The following is a 21,253-nucleotide window of genomic DNA, read 5'->3' as shown; positions in this document are numbered from 1 at the left end:
GGTGAATTTTCTGAAGTCCTAACCCTCACACGTAATTTTGTCGTGGGTGTGTTTGCTTCTGTTTCTATATTGCTTAGTAAATCAAGCACGGGTGGAAGCTGACTAATAGGGGTGAAGTTTGTCGTTTTCGTATTCGGCCTTATCCCTTGTTTTTCATTTGCGCTGGCAATCGATTGAGCTTCATCTTGGGTCGGAAGAATTTTTTCAATTATATCTGGGCGGTAGAGCGTATCGCGAAATCGAGAAGCGGGAACGAGATCAGGGAACTTCTGATTTTCTTTTTGCACCAGAAACCCGAACCAGTCCTCCGCTCCAGGGCTCGCTGTGTAATATCCACTTGGCGTCCAGACTACCCAGCGATTCGCATGCTGGTCGATAACCATATTCATCAAGTTAATGCCACTTGCCATCTTATGTATACGATTCGTACCATCGCTCATGGCGAATACAACCAAGCTACCGTCTGCCGAAAAATTCACCCATTTCACGCCAGCACGCACCAAAAACTCCCATTGTCGGATCCCTGCATTACTTATAAGTTGAATCCTCTGCGGAGAGACAACTATCAGGTGTTTGTGGTCAGGGGTTGGATACGCTTTAAGTTGCTCCTCTTCGATTTTTGAATCAAACTTGGTCGCAGCGTATATCTTCGCAAATGGATCAGCGGTTGAGCTAGAATTACCCTTTTCGAAAGTAGTAGATAAATTTCGTTTTTCTCCTTTTGAATCGAATACATAGTCACCGACTGATCTTGGCTCGTCTTCCGTTTTTATTCGCCCACCTACTTTGAGTTCTGCAGAGCCAATCAGAAAATTCAAGGAGGACCACGTACAGGTCTTTGGTGGAAAAATAAGTTGACTGTGCGTTGGATCTAGAACGATCTGACCTTTAGAAGAACAGCTATATTTACCGTCCTCATTCTTGCTAGGGAAACTTCCTGAGTAAAGAGAGTCTGTTAAATCGATAGGACTAGCCTCCAAAATAATTTTGTTTTCATCGAGTTTAACGAGGCCGTTACTCGGCCCCCCCGTCTGTTTCAAAGTAAAATTTGGAGGCCACTTAGGACTGGTTGTGGCGATGACCGTTTTGTTGTTGAACGTGATGAGATTGGTGGCATTTCCGTTGATCTTGATGTCGAAAGATGGGGGGGGATTCTCAGACGACTTGGTAGTTTCAGCTCTCAGTAAATTTCCTAAATCAAGCCGCCTAACGTAAGTTGAAAAACCATAACCAAGAAAAAGCTTCTCGCCGTCAGCATCCCATTTCATTGTTGTAACTGCACTAGCTTGACCATAACTTCTTAGATTTTTCAAGTAGCAAACCTCCACCTTCTTCTCAGTGGAAGAAACCACATCCTCGCATGCGTCAAACATAAGACTTCTTTTCTTATAGTCACTCGATTTTCGGAAAATTTGTATGACGCCCATACCTTCTCGAAACGTGGCAGCTAAATCACCGTTCGGAGAAAATGCGAAAACAGGAAATGAAATCATGTTTGCGCTGGAGTGAAAATTTTCATAAATTGAAGTTAGTGCAGCCCATGTCTTCGAGTTTCTTTTTAATAGGTAAATGCGAGTCGGACTTGGAAGCGCGAGGTAATTTCCATCTGGAGAGATTTCGAAAGTTTCCACATCAAAGTACGAACTTTTCCCCCAAGAAAAATTATCAATCATCTTTCTTGTTTTAATATCAAAACTCTGAATTGCAATTTCATTTGCGGCAAATCCGACAAAGATCTTCTTACTATCAGGGGAAAATCTTAAGCTTCTCGGTGCAGCCCCTTTCAATTGGAGCTGGTCTTTCAATTCAAAATTATTTCCATCAAAAAAATAGATTTCATGCGAACTTCCCTTCGATGACAAACCAAGTGCTATAAGTTGGTTGTCGGGAGAGATTGCAGCGCTTTCCCAAACTCGAATTTCCCCTTTTTCAAGCGGGGCTCTAATAATTTTCTTGAGTTTAAGGTTGGAGGTGTCCCAGACTCGGGCTGTGCCATCTTCAGAGGTGGTAATGAAAAAAGATGCGTTAGGATTTCCCGCAATTTGTTTGACCTTACCATGGTGTTGCTCAAAATTGAGCGTAATCGCAAATTGGTACTGTGCGCTTGAGCTATTGACAACGGTTGATAAAAACATCAATACCAGGCAGAGAAACGAACGTTTTAGAAGCCGCAATTTCATAACGAGCTGAATAGGTAGGATAAACGCCGGTTCTCGCAAAGAAATTTTGAATTTCATTTTATGGCACCCTCGGTCGTAATCAATATTGTGAGATGATTTAGATAAGCCCACTGATTATTCTAAGGCTGTATGAACTCGAATGCCAAATGTTCTAATTAGTTTGTTTTAGTTGTGTGGACTTCAGCGAGGAATTCGAAGTAAGACTACTTTTTCTGATTACAGACTTCAAACTTGGTGATTACATTATTCTCTGCCTACTAAATCCGGGGCAATCCAGCCGCTTAATTCGGTCGTTCATTTGAGGTGGAGGATTTATAGAAATCGAATAGCAACATATGAGGCAATTTGAAGCCAAAACTTATTTAAATACGTATTTAGTTAAAAATAGTCACCGTTCTCCTTTATGCGGCAACTGCCGAGGGAGTTATTGTTCTTGCCGCTCAAAAGCTGTGCACTGGATATTTTAGATTCTGGTCGATGTTCGAAAATTGGTTACAACTAGCTTACAACCTCTCGTTCAGAAATTTAAGGCAAAAAAAATGGTTACCAGCCGAAGCGTGTAACCATTTGATTTTAATACGTATTTCTTGGTGGCCCGGGGCGGAATCGAACCACCGACACAAGGATTTTCAAGTCTCACCATTATCTATATAAAACAATTACTTATTGCATATTAGTTCTACAAAACATCTTTTCATGATGGCATGAAAGCCTTTATCCATGTGGGGGTAAGTGAAATTGTAGAACTGTTTTTGACCTCAGAAACCGTGAAATTTGTACCTGAAGATGACATGCGGTAAGATGATGAGACTTACCGCAATAAAGGCAGATCATGGAAACCGTAAAATTATCCAGTAAAGGGCAAATCGTCATTCCTAAAGCGATGCGTGATGATATGCACCTGCCGCCGGGAACCGAGTTTGTAATTAGTGTGACCGGGGCAGGTATTAGCCTAGTGCCTAAGACCTTGTTCCCCAAAGCCACGACCAGAGAAGTACGAGGTGTTTTGGCAAAACAAGGTAGAAGCATGCCAGACGATGACGCAATTAAGGCGCGTATCAAAATGCGCCTGAAGGCTCAGGACGATGCGAGTAAAGGCTGATAATTCATGATTGCACTCGACACCAATATTCTCGCCCGTTACCTATTAAACGATTCGCCAGCGCAGGCGGATATCGCAGAAAAGCTTTTGCATGGCAGCGAGCCGTGTACAGCACCAATCACTGTTTTTTTAGAGCTGGTTTGGGTTCTTGAGTCTTGTGATTGTGATCGTGCGGAGATCGCAAAGTCTATTCGCTTGCTTTGTGGGTTAGAAAATTTCAAGCCTCAAAACCTTGATGTTTTGGCTTATGCTCTGCATTGGTATGATGGTGGAATGGATTTTGGCGATGCCTTGCATTTGGCAATGAGTGCAAAAGAAACCGGGTTTAAGACGTTTGATAAAGCGTTTCAAAGAAAAGCCTCAGAGCTAGGCGCTCACCCAATTGTTCAAATACCCTAAATACACCGCAACCGTCTGGAAGCATTGTGATTGTTAGCTTTCCGGTTAGATCAACTATTAGTTGAAAATATAAAACGAGCGAAAAATGGCAAAGCGAAAGTTAAATGACCAAACAACTTATCCATCGACAGAACAGATGGAAAAAATTGCAAAGGAATATGAAGAGGAGGCGAACGACTTTCGTACACAGTATTGGGAACCCGAGTTGCATTTAGGACAGAGAATACAGCGGGCGCGAGAAGCAAAGAATTTGACGCAAGGTGAGCTGTCAGAGCTGACCAAGCAAGTCGATCGCGAAGGTAAGGGACTCTCTAGAGCAGTGATTTCTTTTTACGAAGCGAATAAAAATAAGCCGGGGCCGAAAGAAATTCGATGGTTATCTGAAACACTTAGCGTTTCCCCTTCCTATCTAATTTGTGGCGGTGAGGATACATTCTCTCGGTTTAATGTTGATAGTCGGGCTTTTGGGCTTGGTAGCACCTACACCGAATATCTTGCAAACTTGGTATACATGTTTGATTTCCTTGATATGAACCACAAAATCGCAGTATTTGACATTATGAGAGACTTGCTTGCGTTAAAAATTAAGGGCTTTGATAGTGATCGAAGGGAACATGCGGTATCTCGGTTTATTTTGGCCGCTAAGCAGCTAGAGAAGGAAATTCAGGATAAGGGAGCCACGTAGTAGCGACCTTGTAAGAGAACTGAGCTGGGTGTCCAGCTCTTTTTTCACTGTAAATGCATTTTTTTAATGCAAATGCATTGCAAATATAAAATCTATGGTTTATTCTTTTGAATAAATGCATTTTTACGATGCATTTGAAATTCAAAATTTAACTCATAGAGGTAGTTTATGAAAATTCCGTCCGTACTTCCACTTACCGCAGCACAATCTCGTGCGTCGCGTTTTCAACTTGGTTTGACTCAGGCAGAGGTTATCGATCAATCCGGTGTTCCCGGATACAAACTTAAGCAGTTTGAGACAGGCCGTTTCGTTCCTGACATGCCATTCCTTCAAAGCCTTCGTGACTTTTATCAGGAGAAGGGCATTGATCTTACAGATGCATCTCCAGCGTCGGCACCAATCCAAGAGCCCGTAAAGAATAGCTCTGCCATCGTGCAAGCGGTGCCACGTGCCGCATTGCTTCCTGCCCGCATGGGTTTTGTTCTAAGCGATTCGTTGTCAGATACCGAAATTGGCGAACTCCTAGATCGCATGGATTCTAATGATGCACGTATATTTGACTTGCTGAAGACGAGCACATCAACGGGATTCTTCGGAGGACATTCTGAGGAAACAGTGAGCGAAAATCGAGAGCTTTTCGGTGCGATGGCTGAGAATTACCTATTGTTTCGATACTTGCAAGGTCGCAATCTATTTGATGGGTTTGATCCAGAATCAGAGATTGAAACACATCTTCATTTGGTTCATGACCAGTTCGTCAAATCACCATTATCAAAAAAAGTGATTCCCACAATCAAATCTCAAGTCGAAGATTTGCCAGCCATTGAACAGGAGTAAATCATGGAAAAATTTCTCGCTCCATTTTCTATGTTGAACGGCTCTGGAAGCACAAAAGCTTACTTGGTTATTGGTGCTTTAGTTGCACTTGCACTTGCAGCTAGCCGCAAGTCGAAACAATCTACTTCGAGTTGAATCATAAAATTATGGCTAACACTATTTGCTCATCAAATCCGCAAAGGCAGTTGCGCATTTTAGATTCGCAAAAAAATTGTTCCGGGTCTCAGAAAAAATTTATTCTGGGAATAAGAAATTTGGATGGTTTTTATGTCTGCGGCATTAGTGAAAACGGTTTTAATTTAACTGAGTCACGTGAAAACGCAAGAATATTTTCTCAGAATGACGTTGCCACTATCAATGACAAGCTTGGAAGTAAATTTGCTTTGAAAATAATGGAAGTCAGACGATGAAATACGAATTGGCAATTCGCTTGCGGAATGATCACATTGAGGCGCACCCGGGCTTAGCCGGGTTGCTGCCACGATGGAAAACAGAACTCGTAAAGCGTGTAATTACGGAATGTAAGCATTTTCTTTCACGGAAAATCGTAGATTCGATTGCTGATCGAATCATTAATGAATTCCGCAAAGTGCATGCTATGCGAGGGCTTGATCTGACCGCTAGTGATGCAGAAATTGTGGATACCGCACGTAGGCGCGCAAGTAACGTTTCTTTGGTTCTCATAGGTGAAAAAAGCGATTGGGCAGTGGAAGAGATCATTGCGAATACTTGTAATTATGCGAATGTCAGCATGCCAAAAGGTGACACGTTAGAAGCAAAAAAGAAGCGCATCTCGTGTCCTTACTGGTGGCGTAAGCAATTGAGAAAAAACCACGCAAGGGTTATCGAAGTAGGCAATATTAAACTTCGTTTTGTTCAAGCGAAATGTGAGCCATACGCGAGCCGTGATGCTGTTCGCCGTTGTGTATGGCAAGAAGAGCGCAATCGTTTGTGGATGGAATCAACTGTGCTGCAAAATGAATTCGGCGATCAATTTACTTTGCAAGAGTTGGCAGAACTTGGCACAAGCAATAAGGCAATCAGGCGCGCCGAACTAATGACCAGAATAAGAGGCATGGAAGACTATGCCAGCCTATCAGGTCATAAAGCCCTATTTGTGACCATCACATGTCCATCATATTTTCATGCAACCTTACGCGAGACCGGGCAAGTAAATCCCCGATATCGCAATAAAACACCGCGACAAGCACAAGACTACCTAAGCAAAGTGTGGAGCCAAATTCGTGCGAAGTTTCAGCGTGAAGGTGTCGATGTCTTCGGACTGCGTGTAGCCGAGCCACATCATGACGCTTGTCCGCACTGGCACTTGATTATGTTTGTTAAGCCTGAGCGTATGCTGGGTGCGCAAAACATCATTCGTCACTATGCGCTTTTAGATAGCCCGGATGAGCCGGGTGCACAAAAGAACCGTGTCAATTTCAAAGAAATTGATTCGGAAAAAGGTAGTGCTACTGGTTATGTCGCCAAATACATTTCAAAAAACATTGACGGTTATAAGCTGGAAACAGACTTAACAGGTGAACTTGCGCTTACTGCTAGTGTGCGTGTCACGGCATGGGCAAAGACGCATGGCATACGTCAATTTCAAGACTTTGGTGCTGGTAGTGTCACAGTCTGGCGTGAACTACGCAGAATCTCTTTAGAAGCATTGAATGAAGCACCGGAACATCTTAAAACTGCATGGCATGCGGCGAATAAAGAGATCAGTATCGATGGTGAAGAAAAACGTGCTGATTATGCGGCATTTCTGAGCGCTATAGGCGGTGCAGCGATGCCAAGGAAGTGCGCCGCAATCAAACTCGCAAAAGTCCACTATGACACGCCTAATCGCTACGGTGAGCCTCAAGGTGAGAAGCCTGTAGGTATCTATTCTGCTGATGCGCCTACAAAGGTGTATGAGTCAACGCGCTACACGTGGACACCTGTTGAGGGCGCTGCTAAGGCCGGGAAAACTATTGATTCAACTGGTCAAGCACAAGCGCAAGCTATCCTAAAAAAATCCGGTTTTGGTTCTACTTGGACTCGTGTAAATAACTGTACGGGCGGTCTTGATTCTGAATTGGAATCGATCCCGTTTTGGATAGAAAACTTACCTTCAAAAAATACGATTTTAGATCGAATGCGATGTTGATTTGATCGATTCATAAGTGCTTAAACCGAAAAGTAATTTCAAGCGCTAAAACTCAGTAAAAAACAATGAAGTAAAAAACGCTTTAAGTCATTAGCGGGGATTGCTACGTCTTGAAGATTTGATTTTTCTATAAAAAAAGAGGAATTGACCATGGCAAAGAAGGTTTTTGATAAGAAGGTAGAAATGGCGGCGGCTGCAAAGCGCCTAGGCTTGTTTGATGAACCGAGTAAAAACGTGTTGAACATCAATAAGAATAGGAACACCGTAAAGGCCAATGTCGAAGTGAAAAAAAAGAAGTTCGTGGCAAGGGAAACTAGGGAAGTGTTTATTGATCGCCTGCACAAAACTTATGACATCAAGCCATTGCAAGTGTGTAGTCTGGCAAAGGATTATGACGTTACGAATCCGACTAGATACCCAGCGGTAAAAAATTTAGATGCTGGCGATATTGCACTGAAAAACATTCTGAAGCGCTACCGCTATTCCATGGAAGGCCATTGCATTTCACCAGCTGATTTTAAGAATTGGCGTGAATATTTTTTGCTGATGAGCTGTACACAATTAGCGGAATTGATTCGAGTGAATGAGCGCACTATAAAAAGGTGGGAAGCGGGTACGTCAGCAATACCGTTTTCTATGTGGTGGATGATGCATTCGACAATGCAGGACCCAGCATATTTTTTAACGAGGCCGGGCTTTCATGATTTCTATATTGAATATGTCGATGGTGAAGCGCTTCTTTGCTCTTATAAACATCCTGAAATACGTTGCTCATCAACAGATCTCTATTTCAATCGCGCTTGTTTTAATGAACTACTCATCCACAAAAATAAATTGAAAACCGCAAGCCAAAAGTATGACGAACTGCTGGCAGAGAATACGCGCTTGAGAGAAATGTATAAGGCCAATGCAGTGGCTAAGGAATTGGAACTTATGCATCAACACATCGGGCTATTGATGTCACGTATTGGAACTGCTGACGTTATGGAATTCCCCGGTGTTTCCCATGTACCTGTACTAACCAATTTAACTCAAAAAACCGCCTAATCACTAAAAACAAAAACAAGGAAATTTTATGAAAATCACAGAACTCAAATCAAAAATTGATAACTTAGAAAAGCAGCTTTTGGCTATCAGTTCCTTAAATGATATTTGTCAAAACACGCTCTACAGCGGCAACAGCGAGGAAAAGAGTTTGCAATCCTGTGCAGAGTTGTTGAATCACTTAATTGACCCAGCAATGTATCAGATTGAAGAAGTGCGAACTGCGATCAATGATATGTGTGAGGGCTTGAAGTTGGTCGCTAGTGGCGGGGAGGCCGTATGTTCTTAAACGCTGATGAATTAAAAGAGCTGACGGGTTACACGTACTACTGTCGTCAAATTGATTGGCTGCGCAGTCACAACTGGAAATTTGAGGTGACAGCGCAACAGCGCCCAAAAGTAGCACGTTCTTATTTTGAGTCCCGTTTAGGGGGAGGGGTGGCTAGTTCTAGGGGGGAGGTTGAACTAGTGGGGCTTACAGTGAAACCGAACTTCCAAGCGTTAAACCAGATGAGAAGCAGATAAAACCATGGGGCGAAAACGAACTAATAATTTGAACCTACCTGTGCGCATGCACATGAAGAAAGGTGGCTATTACCATGTTTCCAGTGTTGCTCCACGTAAGTGGACTGCACTAGGAAAAGATTTGAATCAAGCCAGGTTGAAGTGGACCGAACTGGAGAATGACCCAGTACAAGAGGAAGACAAGACATTTACAGTGGTAACGAATCGATATTTGAAAGAAGTATTGCCGAGTTTAAAGGCGCATACTCAAAGGGATTATTCGCAGTATGCTGCGCTACTGATAGCGGTTTTTGGACATATTCCGATAGACAAGATACGGCCCCGTGATATTGCAGACTATGTGAGGCATCGTGGCGAAAGTTCGAAGGTTCGTGCGAACCGGGAGAAGGCACTTTTTAGCACGATTTTCAATCATGCTAGGGCTTGGGGCTATACCGACTTAACGAATCCGTGTATTGGCATTAAAGGTTTTAAAGAGAAACCACGTGATCGATATGTTTCTGACGACGAATATACTGCGGTTTGGGATGTTGTGCATCCTACGGTTCAGGACGCTATGGATTTGGCTTTGTGTACAGGTCAGCGCCCGGCCGATGTCTTAAAAATACTTGTGACTGATATCGTAGATGGTAAGTTATTCATCAAACAAGGTAAAACTGGCAAGAAGCTACGAATTGCCATTGAAGGTGAACTGGCCGCTGTCATTGATCGCATTATGGCAAAACCACGTGACAAGGTGAATAAATCATTATTGCAAGACCCAAATGGGCAGGAATTAACCTACGCAGCCATGCGTTCAAGATTTGATAAGGCTAGAGAGGAGTCTGGTGTAAATTTTCAATTTCGAGATTTACGTGCAAAGGCGGCTACTGATACCGAAGATTTGGCGCATGCGCAAAGTCTGTTAGGTCACAAAAATAGAACCACAACAGAAATTTATACACGTGATCGAAAAGGGGACTTGGTGAAGCCTCTTAAGCGTCCAGCGAAGTAATCGTCAATTAAGCCATATAACGGCTAGTAGTATCGGCGCTCGATGAGTGCACAAAAAAGCGATGCGTTTTCAAGAATTGTAGAACTAGGCCAAGAATTGTAGAACTGACCGCGCAAAAAATAAGGGCTTACCTCGCTGTAAGCCCTTATTTTTAATACGAATTTCTTGGTGGCCCGGGGCGGAATCGAACCACCGACACAAGGATTTTCAATCCTCTGCTCTACCGACTGAGCTACCAGGCCAAGACCAAGAATTATAGACACTTATCTTCGAAAAAGCAAATAATTTCTGTTTTGACCTGAATGTTTGACTGATATCAGCTTAGCTTGAGGCTTTCTGAAGAAGGGAGTCGGCTCACGTATAATGTAACGCTAATGCGGTTTTTGTTGGATTTTGCTGAATTGAGGTTTGCTATGAGCCATCAGGTAATTCGTTCGGATATTTGTATCGTCGGTGACGGTGCGGTGGGTAAGGCGGCTGCTCTGGGTTTGGCTCAAGCAGGTTTGTCGGTAACGCTCTTGAGTGCGGCGGTGGACAATAGTACAGCGTCCATGCACGTTGTTAATGCTTTGCCGGATGCCTTGGATGTGCGGGTGTTTGCCTTAAATCATGTGGCGCGTCATTTATTGCATGGCTTAAAAGTATGGGATGCTTTGGATGCCAACAGGATTGCGCCGGTGACTGCGATGCAGGTGCAGGATGCAGCTCCGGATGCCAAGGCGGAATTAGGTTTTGATGCTTATGGCTCATATATTAGTGAACTCGCGTGGATCGTTGAAGATGGTAATTTGAACCAAGCGCTGGATTCAGCTTTGCGCTTTGCGCCAAATATTCAGCGCATGAATGGTTCTGCTGAAAAATTAAGCAGTGATGTCAACTGTGCTCGTATACGGTTGGCGGATGGTCGTGAATTGCAAACTAGCTTGGTGGTCGGTGCAGACGGTGCGCATTCTTGGGTGCGCGGTCAGGCTGATATAGGACTCGATTATCGTTCTTATGGCCAGCAAGGTGTAGTGACTAATTTCGCTTGTGAAAAGCCACACCATGGGATTGCTCATCAATGGTTTGTTGCTGAGCAGGGAATTATTGCTTTGCTACCTTTGCCTGGTAATCAAGTGTCTTTAGTTTGGTCGGCGCCCGATGCCTTGGCGGCCGATTTACTGCGTGAACCTTTGTCTAGTTTGGCTGAACGTTTGCATGTGTATTGTGCCGAGTCGCTTGGAAGATTAACTCCTTTGTTGCCGGAGTCGATCAAGGCTTTTCCATTGCGTTTTATTCGTCCGCATAGCTTGGTGGCTCAACGTGTTGCTTTGATTGGTGATGCTGCGCACGCGGTGCATCCTTTGGCTGGGCATGGGATGAATTTAGGTTTTGCCGATGTGCAGAGTTTATTAGATATAGTGATCAATCGTGAGGCGTATCGCGACTGTGGTGATGCACGTGTTCTGAGTCGTTATCGACGTGCTCGTAGTGAGGAAGTCGCACTGATGCAGTTGACAACAGATAGCTTGGCTAGACTCTTTGGTAGTGAAATACCTGCCGTTCGTCTGGCGCGTAGCGCAGGATTGAACTTACTTAATCGCTTGCCACTCTTAAAAAGAAAACTGATTTCCCATGCGATGGGGAAGTGAGTTTTTCAATAAATTTGGATTGAATTTTTACAGCTTCGGATTTTGATAATGAAAAATAATTTAATTAGTCTGCGTAGCGTACTTTTGATGAGTGTCAGTATTTTAGCAGGCGTAGCTAATGCGCAAACGTCAGCGTCACAGTCGAAAGTGCAAACACTGGCACCAACGCCCACCCAAACCGAGGCTTATATCAAAAAAATGATAGCCGAGAATATTGGTTCTGGCGCGAAAGTGGATTCGGTGATCAAGACACCTTATGGTGGCTTGTACGAGGTGCGTATGGGTAATGAGATTGTCTATACAGATGAAAAAGCAAAATACGTATTTGTCGGTAGCATTATCGATATTAAAGGATCGGTGAATTTTACCAAGCAGCGTACTGATGAATTAAATCGTGTGAATTTTGCGGAGCTGCCTTTGGATGCTTCAGTGAAGTACGTCAAAGGAAATGGCAAGCGCGTCATTGCAATTTTCGAGGACCCAAATTGTGGCTATTGCAAAAAGTTTCGCCATACATTGCAAGGCGTAGACAATATTACGATTTATACCTTTATGTACAATATTTTGGCGGACGATTCTGTTACCAAGTCACGTGATATCTGGTGTGCGCCTGATCGTAGCAAGGCATGGGATGATTGGATGTTGAATAATAAAGCTGCTCCTGTGGCAGCGGCGGGTTGTGTCACACCACATGAAAAAGTTTTGGCTTTGGGTAAAAAAATGCGGGTGACTGGAACGCCAACCGTGATATTCACTGACGGCTCGCGTTTGCCAGGTATGGTGGATGTCAAAGCCTTGGAAGATAAGCTCGCCACTATGAAAGCGATTCCCGTCGCCATGAAGTGAAGAAACTTGGTTAATTGATTGAAAAATAGAGACGCTTTCTTGTGCTACGGAATTTTGCTCGCGGCGGGGCAGGGCAAGCGTTTTGATCCTAGCGGTAGGCAGTATAAACTCTTGCAGACTTTGCCGACGGGGCAAACCGTGATTGCCCGCAGTGCTAGTCAGTTAAAAGAGGCTTTTCCAAACAGTATTGCAGTGGTCTCTGAGAATGCGGTGCAGATACAGCAAAGCTTGACTGAGCTAGCACTGCCATTTTGTATATGCGAAACCGCACAGGATGGCATGGCCAATTCTTTGGTGACGGCATTGCGACAAATACCTGCAGACATTGATGCCGTGGTCATCGCTTTGGCGGATATGCCTTTTGTTCGTGGCGAAACTTTATTGCAAATTCGTTCGAGTTTGATCGGTGGGGCAGAGATTGTCGTGCCCACCTACCAGGGGCAACGAGGAAATCCAGTTGGATTTGCGATCAAATATTTACCGCAACTGCTGAGTTTACAAGGCGATCGTGGCGCGCGCCAGCTTTTGCAAACCTATCCCGTGACCGAGATTGCCGTGTCCGATCAGGGCATATTGCGTGACATTGATGTTCCCGCAGATTTGATTGACACAAAAGTCGCTGGAACCTAACGACTCTCATCCCAACGGCTCATTATTTCGCCTAAAATAGCGTCTTTCTTTACTCGCTGCAGGTCTGGCGATCTCTTTTAGCCTTCTATGTATACTCTTGATAAACAATCTCTTTTAGCCTTCTATGTATACTCTTGATAAACAATCTCTTTTAGCCTTCTATGTATACTCTTGATAAACAATTTGCTACGCGACTTGGCTTGGTTGGTTTGAGCCCTTTTGTCTTATTGACTTTGCTGTGTTGGATCGTGCATCCCGATTGGATGGAGTTTTTTATCGACGCGCAGTTGGTGTACGGCATCGCGATTTTAGGTTTTCTAGGCGGTCTGCATTGGGGGCTGGCTTTGATCGGTAAAGAACGTGATGCTCAAGAAGCAAAACGGGATTTGTTGTGGGGTGTATTGCCAGCGATTATTGCCTGGTTCGCCATGTCGAATATGCTGCTGGGTTTCGTGATTCAAGTGCTGGCGTTTATCTTTTCCTATCAATACGATAAGCGTATGTACGTGCGTTTCAATATGCCAGAGTGGTTCGTGGAGCTGCGTTTCCGTTTGACTTGCGTGGTTGTGACGACGCAGGTATTTACTTTCCTTGCAGCGAATATTCGCTTGTAATTAACTGGCGGACAAAGAGACAAACACAATGACAAAACATAATGCAGCCATTCATTACAGTATTACGTCACATGATTTAGCAGCGCATTTGTTTCATGTGACGCTGAGGATTGCTCAGCCAGATGCACATGGTCAGATCGTTTCGCTGCCTGTATGGATACCAGGTAGTTATATGGTGCGTGAATTCGCCCGTAATGTTATCCGTATCGCAGCGCACGCGAATGGTAAAAAAGTCGGCCTAAAAAAATTGGATAAGACGACTTGGCAGGCAGCGCCTTGCGAGGGAGCCTTAACCATCACTTATGAAGTTTACGCTTGGGACTTGTCGGTACGCGTGGCGCACCTGGATCAAAGTCATGGCTTCTTTAATGGTACGAGTGTATTTTTGCAGGTGCGAGGTCAAGAACAGCTTGCTCATATCGTTGATATTCAGCGACCTGATGCCAGCGTGGCAAAGACTTGGCGCATCGCGACTTCATTACCAGAACTGAAAGCCAAGCGTTATGGCTTCGGCAGTTATATCGCCAGAGATTACGATGAGCTGGTCGATCACCCTGTCGAAATGGGTGATTTTGCCTTGATCAGTTTTAGTGCGCACGGCGTACCGCATGATTTTGTGGTGACAGGTAAGGTGCCCAACATTGATTTGAACCGTATCGCTAAAGACGTGCAGAAAATTTGCGAAGCCGAAATTGCATTCTTCGAGCCGCGCACTAGGCAAGCACCGATGTCGCGTTACGTGTTTATGACTTTGGCGGTGGGTGAAGGCTATGGTGGCTTAGAACATCGTGCATCGACCGCCTTAATTTGTAATCGTGCCGATTTGCCGACCAAGAACGATGCCAGCTTTAGCGAAGGCTACCGTGAATTCTTGGCTTTATGCAGTCATGAATACTTCCATACTTGGAATGTCAAACGGATTAAGCCAGCCGTGTTTGCTGACTACGATTTGGCGCAAGAAAATTACACCAGCCTGCTATGGTTGTTTGAAGGTTTCACTAGTTATTACGACGATCTGTTTTTGCGTCGTTGCGACTTGATTGACGAAGCGGCGTATTTGAAGCTGATCGCTAAGACCATCAACACAGTACAGCGTGGTTCGGGGCGTAAGAAGCAAAGTGTGGCGGAATCGAGTTTTGATGCTTGGACTAAGTATTATCGTCAGGATGAAAATTCACCGAATGCGATTGTCAGTTACTACGCGAAAGGCTCATTGGTTGCCTTGGCATTGGATTTGACGATACGGGCAGAAACTCAGGGTAAAAAGTCACTCGATGATGTGATGCGCGCCTTGTGGAAAAAATTTGGACAAGATTTTTACGACCAAGTGCCAAATGCAAAGCAGCAAGGTTTAGGTGAACAAGAGTTTGAAGTCTTGGTTGAACAAGTCACTGGTTTGAAGATTAAACGCTTCATCGATAAATACATCAAAGGCACCGAGGATTTGCCACTAGCAACTTTGTATGCGGATTTTGGAGTGCAGGTCGGCGATCAGAATGCAACTAAAAAAGCCTCGCTTAATGTTCGTGTTGGACAAAGTGGTGCTGATTGTAAGTTAGCGCATGTCTATGAAAACGGCGCTGCACATAAAGCGGGTTTATCCGCGAATGATGTCTTGATAGCGATGAATGGTTTGCGTGTGACGGCTGCAGATGCGGCTAATGGCTTAAGTCGTATTTTGGGTGCATATAGTGTGGGTGAGACAGTGCAGATTCATGCATTCCGTCGCGATGAGTTACTAACCCTTAATGCGAAGTTGCAAGCAGATGATGCGCCCAATCTGAGCTTAAGCTTAGCGGCGAATCAAAAGCTGGCTTTGTCGAAGAAACGTCCGTCGATTTAAAGCGACCAGCCCGCTTTTTGCAGGGTGTGCGATGCACCCTGCAGATTTTCTTGCCTTATCCGCGCCAGCCAAACATCATTTGTTCCGCAAGCATCTTTTTCACCGGCGGTAGTACATCAACTGCACTTAAGCTCAAACCGAGCAGACTCTGCGCTATGCTGCCATCTTGACTGCTGGCGAAGATTTTTGCCATGGTGTCGGTTAGTTTGATACTGATTTGCCGGTCGGCCTTGCGTAGCGACAAAAAGTGACTCAGTGCTTGTGGCGAGTCATTTTTTGCCAAACATTGCGCGAGACTAAAAGCATCACGTAATCCCAAGTTTAAACCTTGTCCCGCAACGGGGTGTAAAGTTTGCGCGGCATTGCCTATGCGTACAGTACGACGCGTTGCCAGCGCTTGCGCGTTCAATCCGAGAGGATAGGCAACACGTTTTTTAGTACTGATGAATTGACCAAGACGTTCACCAAAAGCCGCCTGCAATTCGTTTAAAAAAGCGCTATCGTTCAGTGCTAATTTGGCGCTTGCCGCGTCGGGGCGCAGGCACCATACCAAGGCATAACCATCTTCTTGCGGCAATAATGCAATGGGACCCTGATCTGTAAAACGTTCAAACGCGCGATGCAATATGGGCCTATCAACAGTTACATGCGCGATAACTGCGGTTTGTTGATAATCATGGTGTTGCGATCGTTCTTCTTGGTCAGAGAAGCTGCCACCTTCCGCTTGGATGGCGAATGCGGCACGATGCGAACTACCATCTTGTAATTGAATGGCGACTTGATGTTCATCTTCTTCAATACGGCTGACTTGCACTGGTCGGTGCGTCACAATGCCCACTCTTTGAAGTGCCAATTCTAAGGGACTAACGATATCGCCATACCGCGCAACATAGCCTAGGGCAGGCAATTGATAGTCTTCCGCCGTAATAAAACTGCGTCCAAAATGTTTGCGGCGCGAGACATGGATTTCTTTGATCGCGGTTGATTTTTGCGGCCTCGCATTTAGCTGGTTTAGTAACTGCTCACTGCCGTAGGAGAGGGCAATACTGCGTGCATCTTGGCTAGTTTGTTCGCTGGTTTTTGCATCGAATAAAACGATATCACGTGCAGCGAATCCGGCTTGGTACAGCAGCAATGCCAATGCTTGCCCCACTGGGCCAGCGCCACAAATAGCAATTTTGCTGACTTGATTTATCCCGTCGATATTGTTGCTTTGCTTGAGGTCTGACATGCTGGCGACTGCTCCCACAATGATAGTTACACCAATTCTACTTATAGTTTTTGTGTATGGATCAATTAAGCTTGGTCAATGGGGCGTTCAATGCTTGAAGTTGCTCCGGTGTACCGAGGTTATGCCAAATCCCACGGTACAATTCTCCACCAAGCTGACCCCGGTCCGCATAATCGCGCAAGATAGGTGCGAGTTTGGCGTGCTCTCCCGCTTTGATATGGGCAAACATTTCAGGTCTGTACACGCCGATATTACCAAAGGTTAAACGCGTAGCAGCTTCATTGTCTTCATTGCTCAGACCCATCAGACTCAATGAAAAATCGCCTGCAGGATGGAAGTCGGGATTTTTTACCATGTAGAGCCACGCGACATCCCGTTCGTCTAGAGGATGAGGATTCCCCCACATATCTTTGTCTTCTAAAGTATCTATACATTCGGCAAAATTAAAATGCGGAATGTAGACATCACCAGAGACAACAATGAAAGGTGTTTCGCCATCAGTTAATAAAGGCAGTGCTTGTGCGATGCCGCCAGCGGTTTCTAAGGCAGTCGCTTCGGCTGAATATTGGATTTTTGCGCCGAATTTACTACCATCGCCCAGTGCTTCAACGATCATGTGACCGAGATGCGCATGGTTGATGACGATATCGGTAATACCCGCTTTCACCAGATTCAAAATATGCCAAACGATTAAAGGACGACCGCGCACTTTTAACAAAGGTTTAGGACAAGTGTCCGTTAGTGGTCGCATACGTTCACCGCGACCTGCGGCCAATATCATTGCTTTCATCTGAGAACCTGAATTTAATTAAAAGGTATAGCCGAACTTGGGTGCGGTTTTTTCTATCACGTCTAATAAGCGCAACAGCGGAATCAATTCTTTATAACGATGCGATGTCTTGCGTACGTACTCCATGACAGTCGGAATATCATCCAAATAATGCTGTTTGCCATCGCGATGGGCGAGGCGAGCAAAGATGCCTAGGATTTTGAGGTGACGTTGCAAGCCCATGAATTCAAAATCACGATAAAAACTATCAATGTCCGGTGCGACGGGTAGACCTGCTTTTTTGGCTTTTTCCCAATAACGGATCGCCCAATCCAGAACCATTTCTTCGTCCCACTGTACATAGGCATCGCGCAATAAGGAGACCAGATCGTAAGTCAAGGGGCCATACAGGGCACCTTGAAAATCCAAAATGCCAGGATTGCCTTTGTCCATCAACATCAGATTGCGAGAGTGATAATCGCGGTGTACAAAGACCTGCGGTTGCGCCACGATGTTCGCCAATAAAGCGTCGAATACTTTGCTTAAGCTGGCAGTTTGTTCTTCCGTCAGTGTGACCCCCAAATGCTTACCTATGTACCATTCTGGGAAGATCATTAATTCACGTTGCAAAAATTCTCTATCGTATTCTTGCAAGACATCTGGCTGGCTCTGGGTCTGAAGCAGGATTAAGGCATCAATTGCGTCGAGATACAGTTTATGTGCCGTGTCGCTATTTAAGACATGGGAGTACATCGCGGTGCCGAGATCGGTCAATAGCAAAAAGCCTTGCTCGGTATCTTGTACTAGCACTTCGGGCACTGTCAGATTGATCTGCTTAAACAAGGCCGCGATTTGGATGAAAGGTTTGACATCCTCTTGCGGTTGCGGCGCGTCCATCACGATAAAACTGTATTTGGTGCCGTCGGCTACGCCATCAATACGAAAGTAGCGGCGAAAGCTGGCATCGGCGGACGCAATGCGCATGCTATCTAAGTCTAGCCGTGGCGTAGCAATACTAGCCAACCAGGTACGTAAATTGTGTAGACGTTGTGTATCTTGATCTTGGAGTGTTGACATAGTCGTGATTCTTTATTTGTTTTCTAAATAATTAATTCTCTTAGCGCGATAGGCTGATTCAAAAATCGAGCTTGTCGCTGCCTAGTCGCTACTTCATTGCTAGATTCCTTGCCAGCACTTGTTATAGCAACCATGATTTCTTGCAAGTGGGTGTTTGCGCCTATAATAGTCAGCTTTTAGTAGACTGCTAGCTAAAAACTCTTATTAAGTAGCTGAGCAAGCCAGTAGCTTATTAATTAGTAAGCTGCTTTAGCCTATTGCAAGATTCGTATTTACTCGCATTTGTCTTATTATCGAGCGCTTAGCGCCAGAGAAACATTTAACTTAATGCCATCAACTAATTATTCCATGTGCCGGAACAGCAAACGAAGCAAAATCGTATTATCGCATTCATCCTCGTCTGCAGCTACGGTTCCTGCAAATCCAGTGTTTGCCAAAACCCTGATCGCTAGCTTTATTTTGACTGCATTTGCGCCAGTTTATGCTCAGACAGCTGCGCCTGCTCAAGTTCAAGAAGTTAAAATTGATGGACAAAATAGTAAATTATCGACGCCATTACTTAGTACGGAAAAAACAGAAAAAAAATCCACGAACTTAAATCAAGCCGTCAGCACCAAAGAAGTCGACAGTAGTCTCGCGCCCACGGTGATTCAGGCCGAATTGGTGACGGGGCAGCCTGAAAGAATAATTAATCTGGACCATCAGGTTGAGGTGCGACGTGGCAATTTGTATTTCAGTGCGGATAGAGCGACTTATTCACAAATAGACGACCAACTCGACGCGTCGGGTAAAGTGGTGTTGAAGCGCAATAGTGATTGTTATCGTGGCGATTTGTTGCGTTTTGTGATCGAGACGGGCGCTGGCTTCGTGAATAATCCGACCTACTTCCTGGCAAAAAATAACGGTCAAGGTCACGCAGAAAAAATTGAGTTCGAAAACGAAGAAAAAGCCAAAATCACTAAAGGCACCTACAGCACCTGCGAAGGCTTGTCGCCAGATTGGTACCTGCAAGCCGATACCATGAACCTAGACACTGGTTTGGATCGTGGCGTCGCAGGCAAATCGGTGCTTTATTTTAAAGGTGTCCCGATTATGGGCACGCCCTCTTGGATGAATTTTAGCTTCCCTTTGTCTGGCGCACGTCACTCCGGCTTGCTGCCACCTACCATAGGACACTCAAATAAAGGTGGTGTCGAATTCGGCATGCCGTATTACTTTAACATCGCGCCGAACCGTGATTTGACAGTACATCCTAAATTCATCGCACGTCGTGGTTTGCAGTTAGGGCTGGAAGGTCGTTATTTAGGCGATACCTACGCGGGTGAGACCGCGGTAGAAGTGATACGTGATAAATTGACGGACACAACGCGTTACGCAGGATCGTCGATTCATAGGCAAAATGTTCTGCCCGAGATGGTTTTGTCGTGGAATATGAACAAGGCCTCGGATAATGACTATCCCGCCGATTTCTCAAATTCAAGTGCCAAAACGGCGCAACGTCTATTATTGCGTGAAGTAGGGCTAGATTATTATGGCTCATTCTGGAATGCATCTTTGCGTTCAACCAGCTATCAGGTTTTGCAAGATATTACTGCACCGATAACCCTGCCGTATGAACGTTTGCCGCAGTTAAGTTTTCATGCGGGCCAGAGCGACGTATTTGGATTGGATTGGTCGGTGGATGCTTTGATGACGCGTTTTTGGCATCCGACTTTAGTGCGTGGACAGCGTGCTGTGTTTAATCCGCAAATCTCTTTGCCCTACATTCAACCAGCGTTCTTCGTGGTACCTAAAATTTCATTTCACGCGACCAGCTACCAAATCGATAATCCTATTCCTGGCAAACCAGATAGTTTGCAGAGAACTGTACCGAGTGTATCTATCGACAGTGGCTTGATTTTCGAACGCCGTGCTAGTCTGCTTGGTGAGCAAATGACGCAAACGCTGGAACCGCGTTTGTTCTATGTGAATACGCCGTTTCGTGATCAAAAAGAGTTTCCTTTATTTGATACGGCGGCTGCCGATTTTAATTTTGCGCAAATTTTTAGTGAAAACCGCTTTACCGGTCATGACCGCATTGGTGATTCAAATCAGGTCACTACGGCACTGGTGTCGCGCTTTATTGAGGACAATGGGGTTGAACGTTTTAAGTTTGCTTTAGGTCAGCGTTTTTACTTCAATACGCAGAAAGTAAGCCTGGACGGCAAGACCAATCCTAGTCGCTCCGATCTGCTATTGGCCGGGAACGGGCAGTTGTCTGATACCTTGAATGTAGAAGCAGCTTTGCAGGTAAGTCAGAGTGACCGACAATCGGTGCGCTCCAATTATGCAATTCGCTGGCAGCCGGCACCCAAGAAGATACTGAATTTGCAATATCAATTTCAACGTGAAGTCTTGAAGCAGTTGGAGTTATCGGGGCAGTGGCCGATGGCCCAGCGGTGGTACGTGGTAGGTAAGAGTAATTACTCTTTGCAAAATAGTAAATTGGTAGAAGGTTTAGCAGGGTTTGAATACCGTGCTGATTGTTGGGCTTTGCGTTTTGTGGCCCATCGTTTTGCGACGACCAATTTGTCGAATAACTCTGGTTTTTCTATTCAACTGGAGTTGAACGGATTAGCACGCTTAGGTTTCGGCAGTAATCCAGTGGAAACTTTGAAAAAGAATATTTCAGGTTATCAGTCCACGAATTAGCGT

Annotated in this window: 21 protein-coding genes and 1 tRNA gene; 17 read left to right on the top strand and 5 right to left on the bottom strand. The window is 44.9% G+C overall.

Translation table 11 applies throughout. From position 1 onward, the window contains the following. Window positions 1-2,237, bottom strand: a 2,237-nt coding sequence (locus ACO0KZ_RS03475; protein ID WP_422992741.1) for a WD40 repeat domain-containing protein, incomplete at its 3' end; no start/stop codon positions are given. A gap of 775 nt (window positions 2,238-3,012) precedes the next feature. On the opposite strand from ACO0KZ_RS03475, the gene ACO0KZ_RS03470 reads away from it, so the two are divergent. From ACO0KZ_RS03470 to ACO0KZ_RS03420, 11 genes are all read left to right on the top strand, one after another. Continuing rightward, on the top strand, window positions 3,013-3,282 hold the full coding sequence (locus ACO0KZ_RS03470) for an AbrB/MazE/SpoVT family DNA-binding domain-containing protein (RefSeq protein ID WP_315483835.1): 270 nt from the start codon (window positions 3,013-3,015) through the stop codon (window positions 3,280-3,282). A gap of 6 nt (window positions 3,283-3,288) precedes the next feature. Beyond that, on the top strand, window positions 3,289-3,681 hold the full coding sequence (locus tag ACO0KZ_RS03465; protein ID WP_422992739.1) for a type II toxin-antitoxin system VapC family toxin: 393 nt from the start codon (window positions 3,289-3,291) through the stop codon (window positions 3,679-3,681). A gap of 85 nt (window positions 3,682-3,766) precedes the next feature. Continuing rightward, entirely contained in the window at window positions 3,767-4,366 is a 600-nt protein-coding gene (locus tag ACO0KZ_RS03460; protein ID WP_422992737.1) for a helix-turn-helix domain-containing protein, read from the top strand. Window positions 4,367-4,534: 168 nt separating this feature from the next. Beyond that, window positions 4,535-5,203 carry a hypothetical protein gene (locus ACO0KZ_RS03455; RefSeq protein WP_422992735.1) on the top strand — a complete coding sequence of 223 codons (669 nt, stop codon included), beginning with the start codon at window positions 4,535-4,537 and terminating at the stop codon, window positions 5,201-5,203. A 3-nt stretch (window positions 5,204-5,206) separates the two neighbouring features. Further along, window positions 5,207-5,338 carry a hypothetical protein gene (locus ACO0KZ_RS03450; protein ID WP_422992733.1) on the top strand — a complete coding sequence of 44 codons (132 nt, stop codon included), beginning with the start codon at window positions 5,207-5,209 and terminating at the stop codon, window positions 5,336-5,338. 11 nt (window positions 5,339-5,349) lie between these two features. Next, window positions 5,350-5,613, top strand: coding sequence for a hypothetical protein (locus ACO0KZ_RS03445; RefSeq protein WP_422992731.1), 264 nt, complete (start codon window positions 5,350-5,352; stop codon window positions 5,611-5,613). Next, window positions 5,610-7,355, top strand: coding sequence for a replication endonuclease (locus tag ACO0KZ_RS03440; protein WP_422992729.1), 1,746 nt, complete (start codon window positions 5,610-5,612; stop codon window positions 7,353-7,355). Before ACO0KZ_RS03445 ends, ACO0KZ_RS03440 begins: the two co-directional genes overlap by 4 nt. Window positions 7,356-7,505: 150 nt before the next feature. Continuing rightward, entirely contained in the window at window positions 7,506-8,402 is an 897-nt protein-coding gene (locus ACO0KZ_RS03435; RefSeq protein WP_422992727.1) for a hypothetical protein, read from the top strand. Window positions 8,403-8,430: 28 nt separating this feature from the next. Continuing rightward, window positions 8,431-8,688 carry a hypothetical protein gene (locus ACO0KZ_RS03430; RefSeq protein WP_422992725.1) on the top strand — a complete coding sequence of 86 codons (258 nt, stop codon included), beginning with the start codon at window positions 8,431-8,433 and terminating at the stop codon, window positions 8,686-8,688. Beyond that, window positions 8,679-8,924 (top strand): DUF4224 domain-containing protein, encoded by a 246-nt coding sequence (locus ACO0KZ_RS03425; RefSeq protein ID WP_422992723.1) that lies wholly within the window; start codon window positions 8,679-8,681, stop codon window positions 8,922-8,924. Before ACO0KZ_RS03430 ends, ACO0KZ_RS03425 begins: the two co-directional genes overlap by 10 nt. A gap of 46 nt (window positions 8,925-8,970) precedes the next feature. Continuing rightward, complete coding sequence (locus ACO0KZ_RS03420; RefSeq protein WP_422992721.1) at window positions 8,971-9,918, top strand: tyrosine-type recombinase/integrase; 948 nt, start codon at window positions 8,971-8,973, stop codon at window positions 9,916-9,918. A 166-nt stretch (window positions 9,919-10,084) separates the two neighbouring features. Here ACO0KZ_RS03420 and ACO0KZ_RS03415 read toward each other — a convergent pair. Next, window positions 10,085-10,160 (bottom strand) — tRNA-Phe (locus ACO0KZ_RS03415). A gap of 171 nt (window positions 10,161-10,331) precedes the next feature. Here ACO0KZ_RS03415 and ACO0KZ_RS03410 point away from each other — a divergent pair. The 5 genes from ACO0KZ_RS03410 (at window position 10,332) to ACO0KZ_RS03390 (ending at window position 15,482) form a co-directional block, all read left to right on the top strand. Next, a complete protein-coding gene (locus ACO0KZ_RS03410; RefSeq protein ID WP_422992719.1) occupies window positions 10,332-11,549 on the top strand; it encodes an FAD-dependent monooxygenase in 1,218 nt (405 codons plus the stop codon). Between the two features lie 48 nt (window positions 11,550-11,597). After that, window positions 11,598-12,395 carry a DsbC family protein gene (locus ACO0KZ_RS03405; protein WP_422992717.1) on the top strand — a complete coding sequence of 266 codons (798 nt, stop codon included), beginning with the start codon at window positions 11,598-11,600 and terminating at the stop codon, window positions 12,393-12,395. 18 nt (window positions 12,396-12,413) lie between these two features. Next, a complete protein-coding gene (locus ACO0KZ_RS03400) occupies window positions 12,414-13,025 on the top strand; it encodes a nucleotidyltransferase family protein (protein ID WP_422992715.1) in 612 nt (203 codons plus the stop codon). 161 nt (window positions 13,026-13,186) lie between these two features. Beyond that, a complete protein-coding gene (locus tag ACO0KZ_RS03395) occupies window positions 13,187-13,639 on the top strand; it encodes a DUF3429 domain-containing protein (protein ID WP_422992713.1) in 453 nt (150 codons plus the stop codon). A 28-nt stretch (window positions 13,640-13,667) separates the two neighbouring features. Next, window positions 13,668-15,482: a M61 family metallopeptidase gene (locus ACO0KZ_RS03390; protein ID WP_422992711.1), complete on the top strand. Its 1,815-nt coding sequence runs from the start codon at window positions 13,668-13,670 to the stop codon at window positions 15,480-15,482. Window positions 15,483-15,537: 55 nt separating this feature from the next. On the opposite strand, the gene ACO0KZ_RS03385 is transcribed toward ACO0KZ_RS03390, so the two are convergent. From ACO0KZ_RS03385 to ACO0KZ_RS03375, 3 genes are all read right to left on the bottom strand, one after another. Beyond that, window positions 15,538-16,713: an FAD-dependent monooxygenase gene (locus ACO0KZ_RS03385; protein ID WP_422992709.1), complete on the bottom strand. Its 1,176-nt coding sequence runs from the start codon at window positions 16,711-16,713 to the stop codon at window positions 15,538-15,540. Window positions 16,714-16,774: 61 nt separating this feature from the next. Beyond that, the gene (murU, locus tag ACO0KZ_RS03380) at window positions 16,775-17,503 is read right to left on the bottom strand and encodes an N-acetylmuramate alpha-1-phosphate uridylyltransferase MurU (protein WP_422992707.1); all 729 of its coding nucleotides are present in this window, start codon (window positions 17,501-17,503) and stop codon (window positions 16,775-16,777) included. Window positions 17,504-17,521: 18 nt separating this feature from the next. Then, complete coding sequence (locus ACO0KZ_RS03375) at window positions 17,522-18,559, bottom strand: aminoglycoside phosphotransferase family protein (RefSeq protein WP_422992705.1); 1,038 nt, start codon at window positions 18,557-18,559, stop codon at window positions 17,522-17,524. Window positions 18,560-18,985: 426 nt separating this feature from the next. Here ACO0KZ_RS03375 and ACO0KZ_RS03370 point away from each other — a divergent pair, with 426 nt between their 5' ends. Continuing rightward, a complete protein-coding gene (locus tag ACO0KZ_RS03370) occupies window positions 18,986-21,250 on the top strand; it encodes an LPS-assembly protein LptD (RefSeq protein ID WP_422992703.1) in 2,265 nt (754 codons plus the stop codon). Window positions 21,251-21,253: the final 3 nt, after the last annotated feature.

Origin of the sequence: Undibacterium sp. Di24W (assembly GCF_049340325.1) — a bacterium.
Lineage (GTDB): Bacteria > Pseudomonadota > Gammaproteobacteria > Burkholderiales > Burkholderiaceae_D > Undibacterium.
Note: the sequence above shows the minus strand (reverse complement) of the source record. Positions and strands in the feature narration are given on the sequence as shown.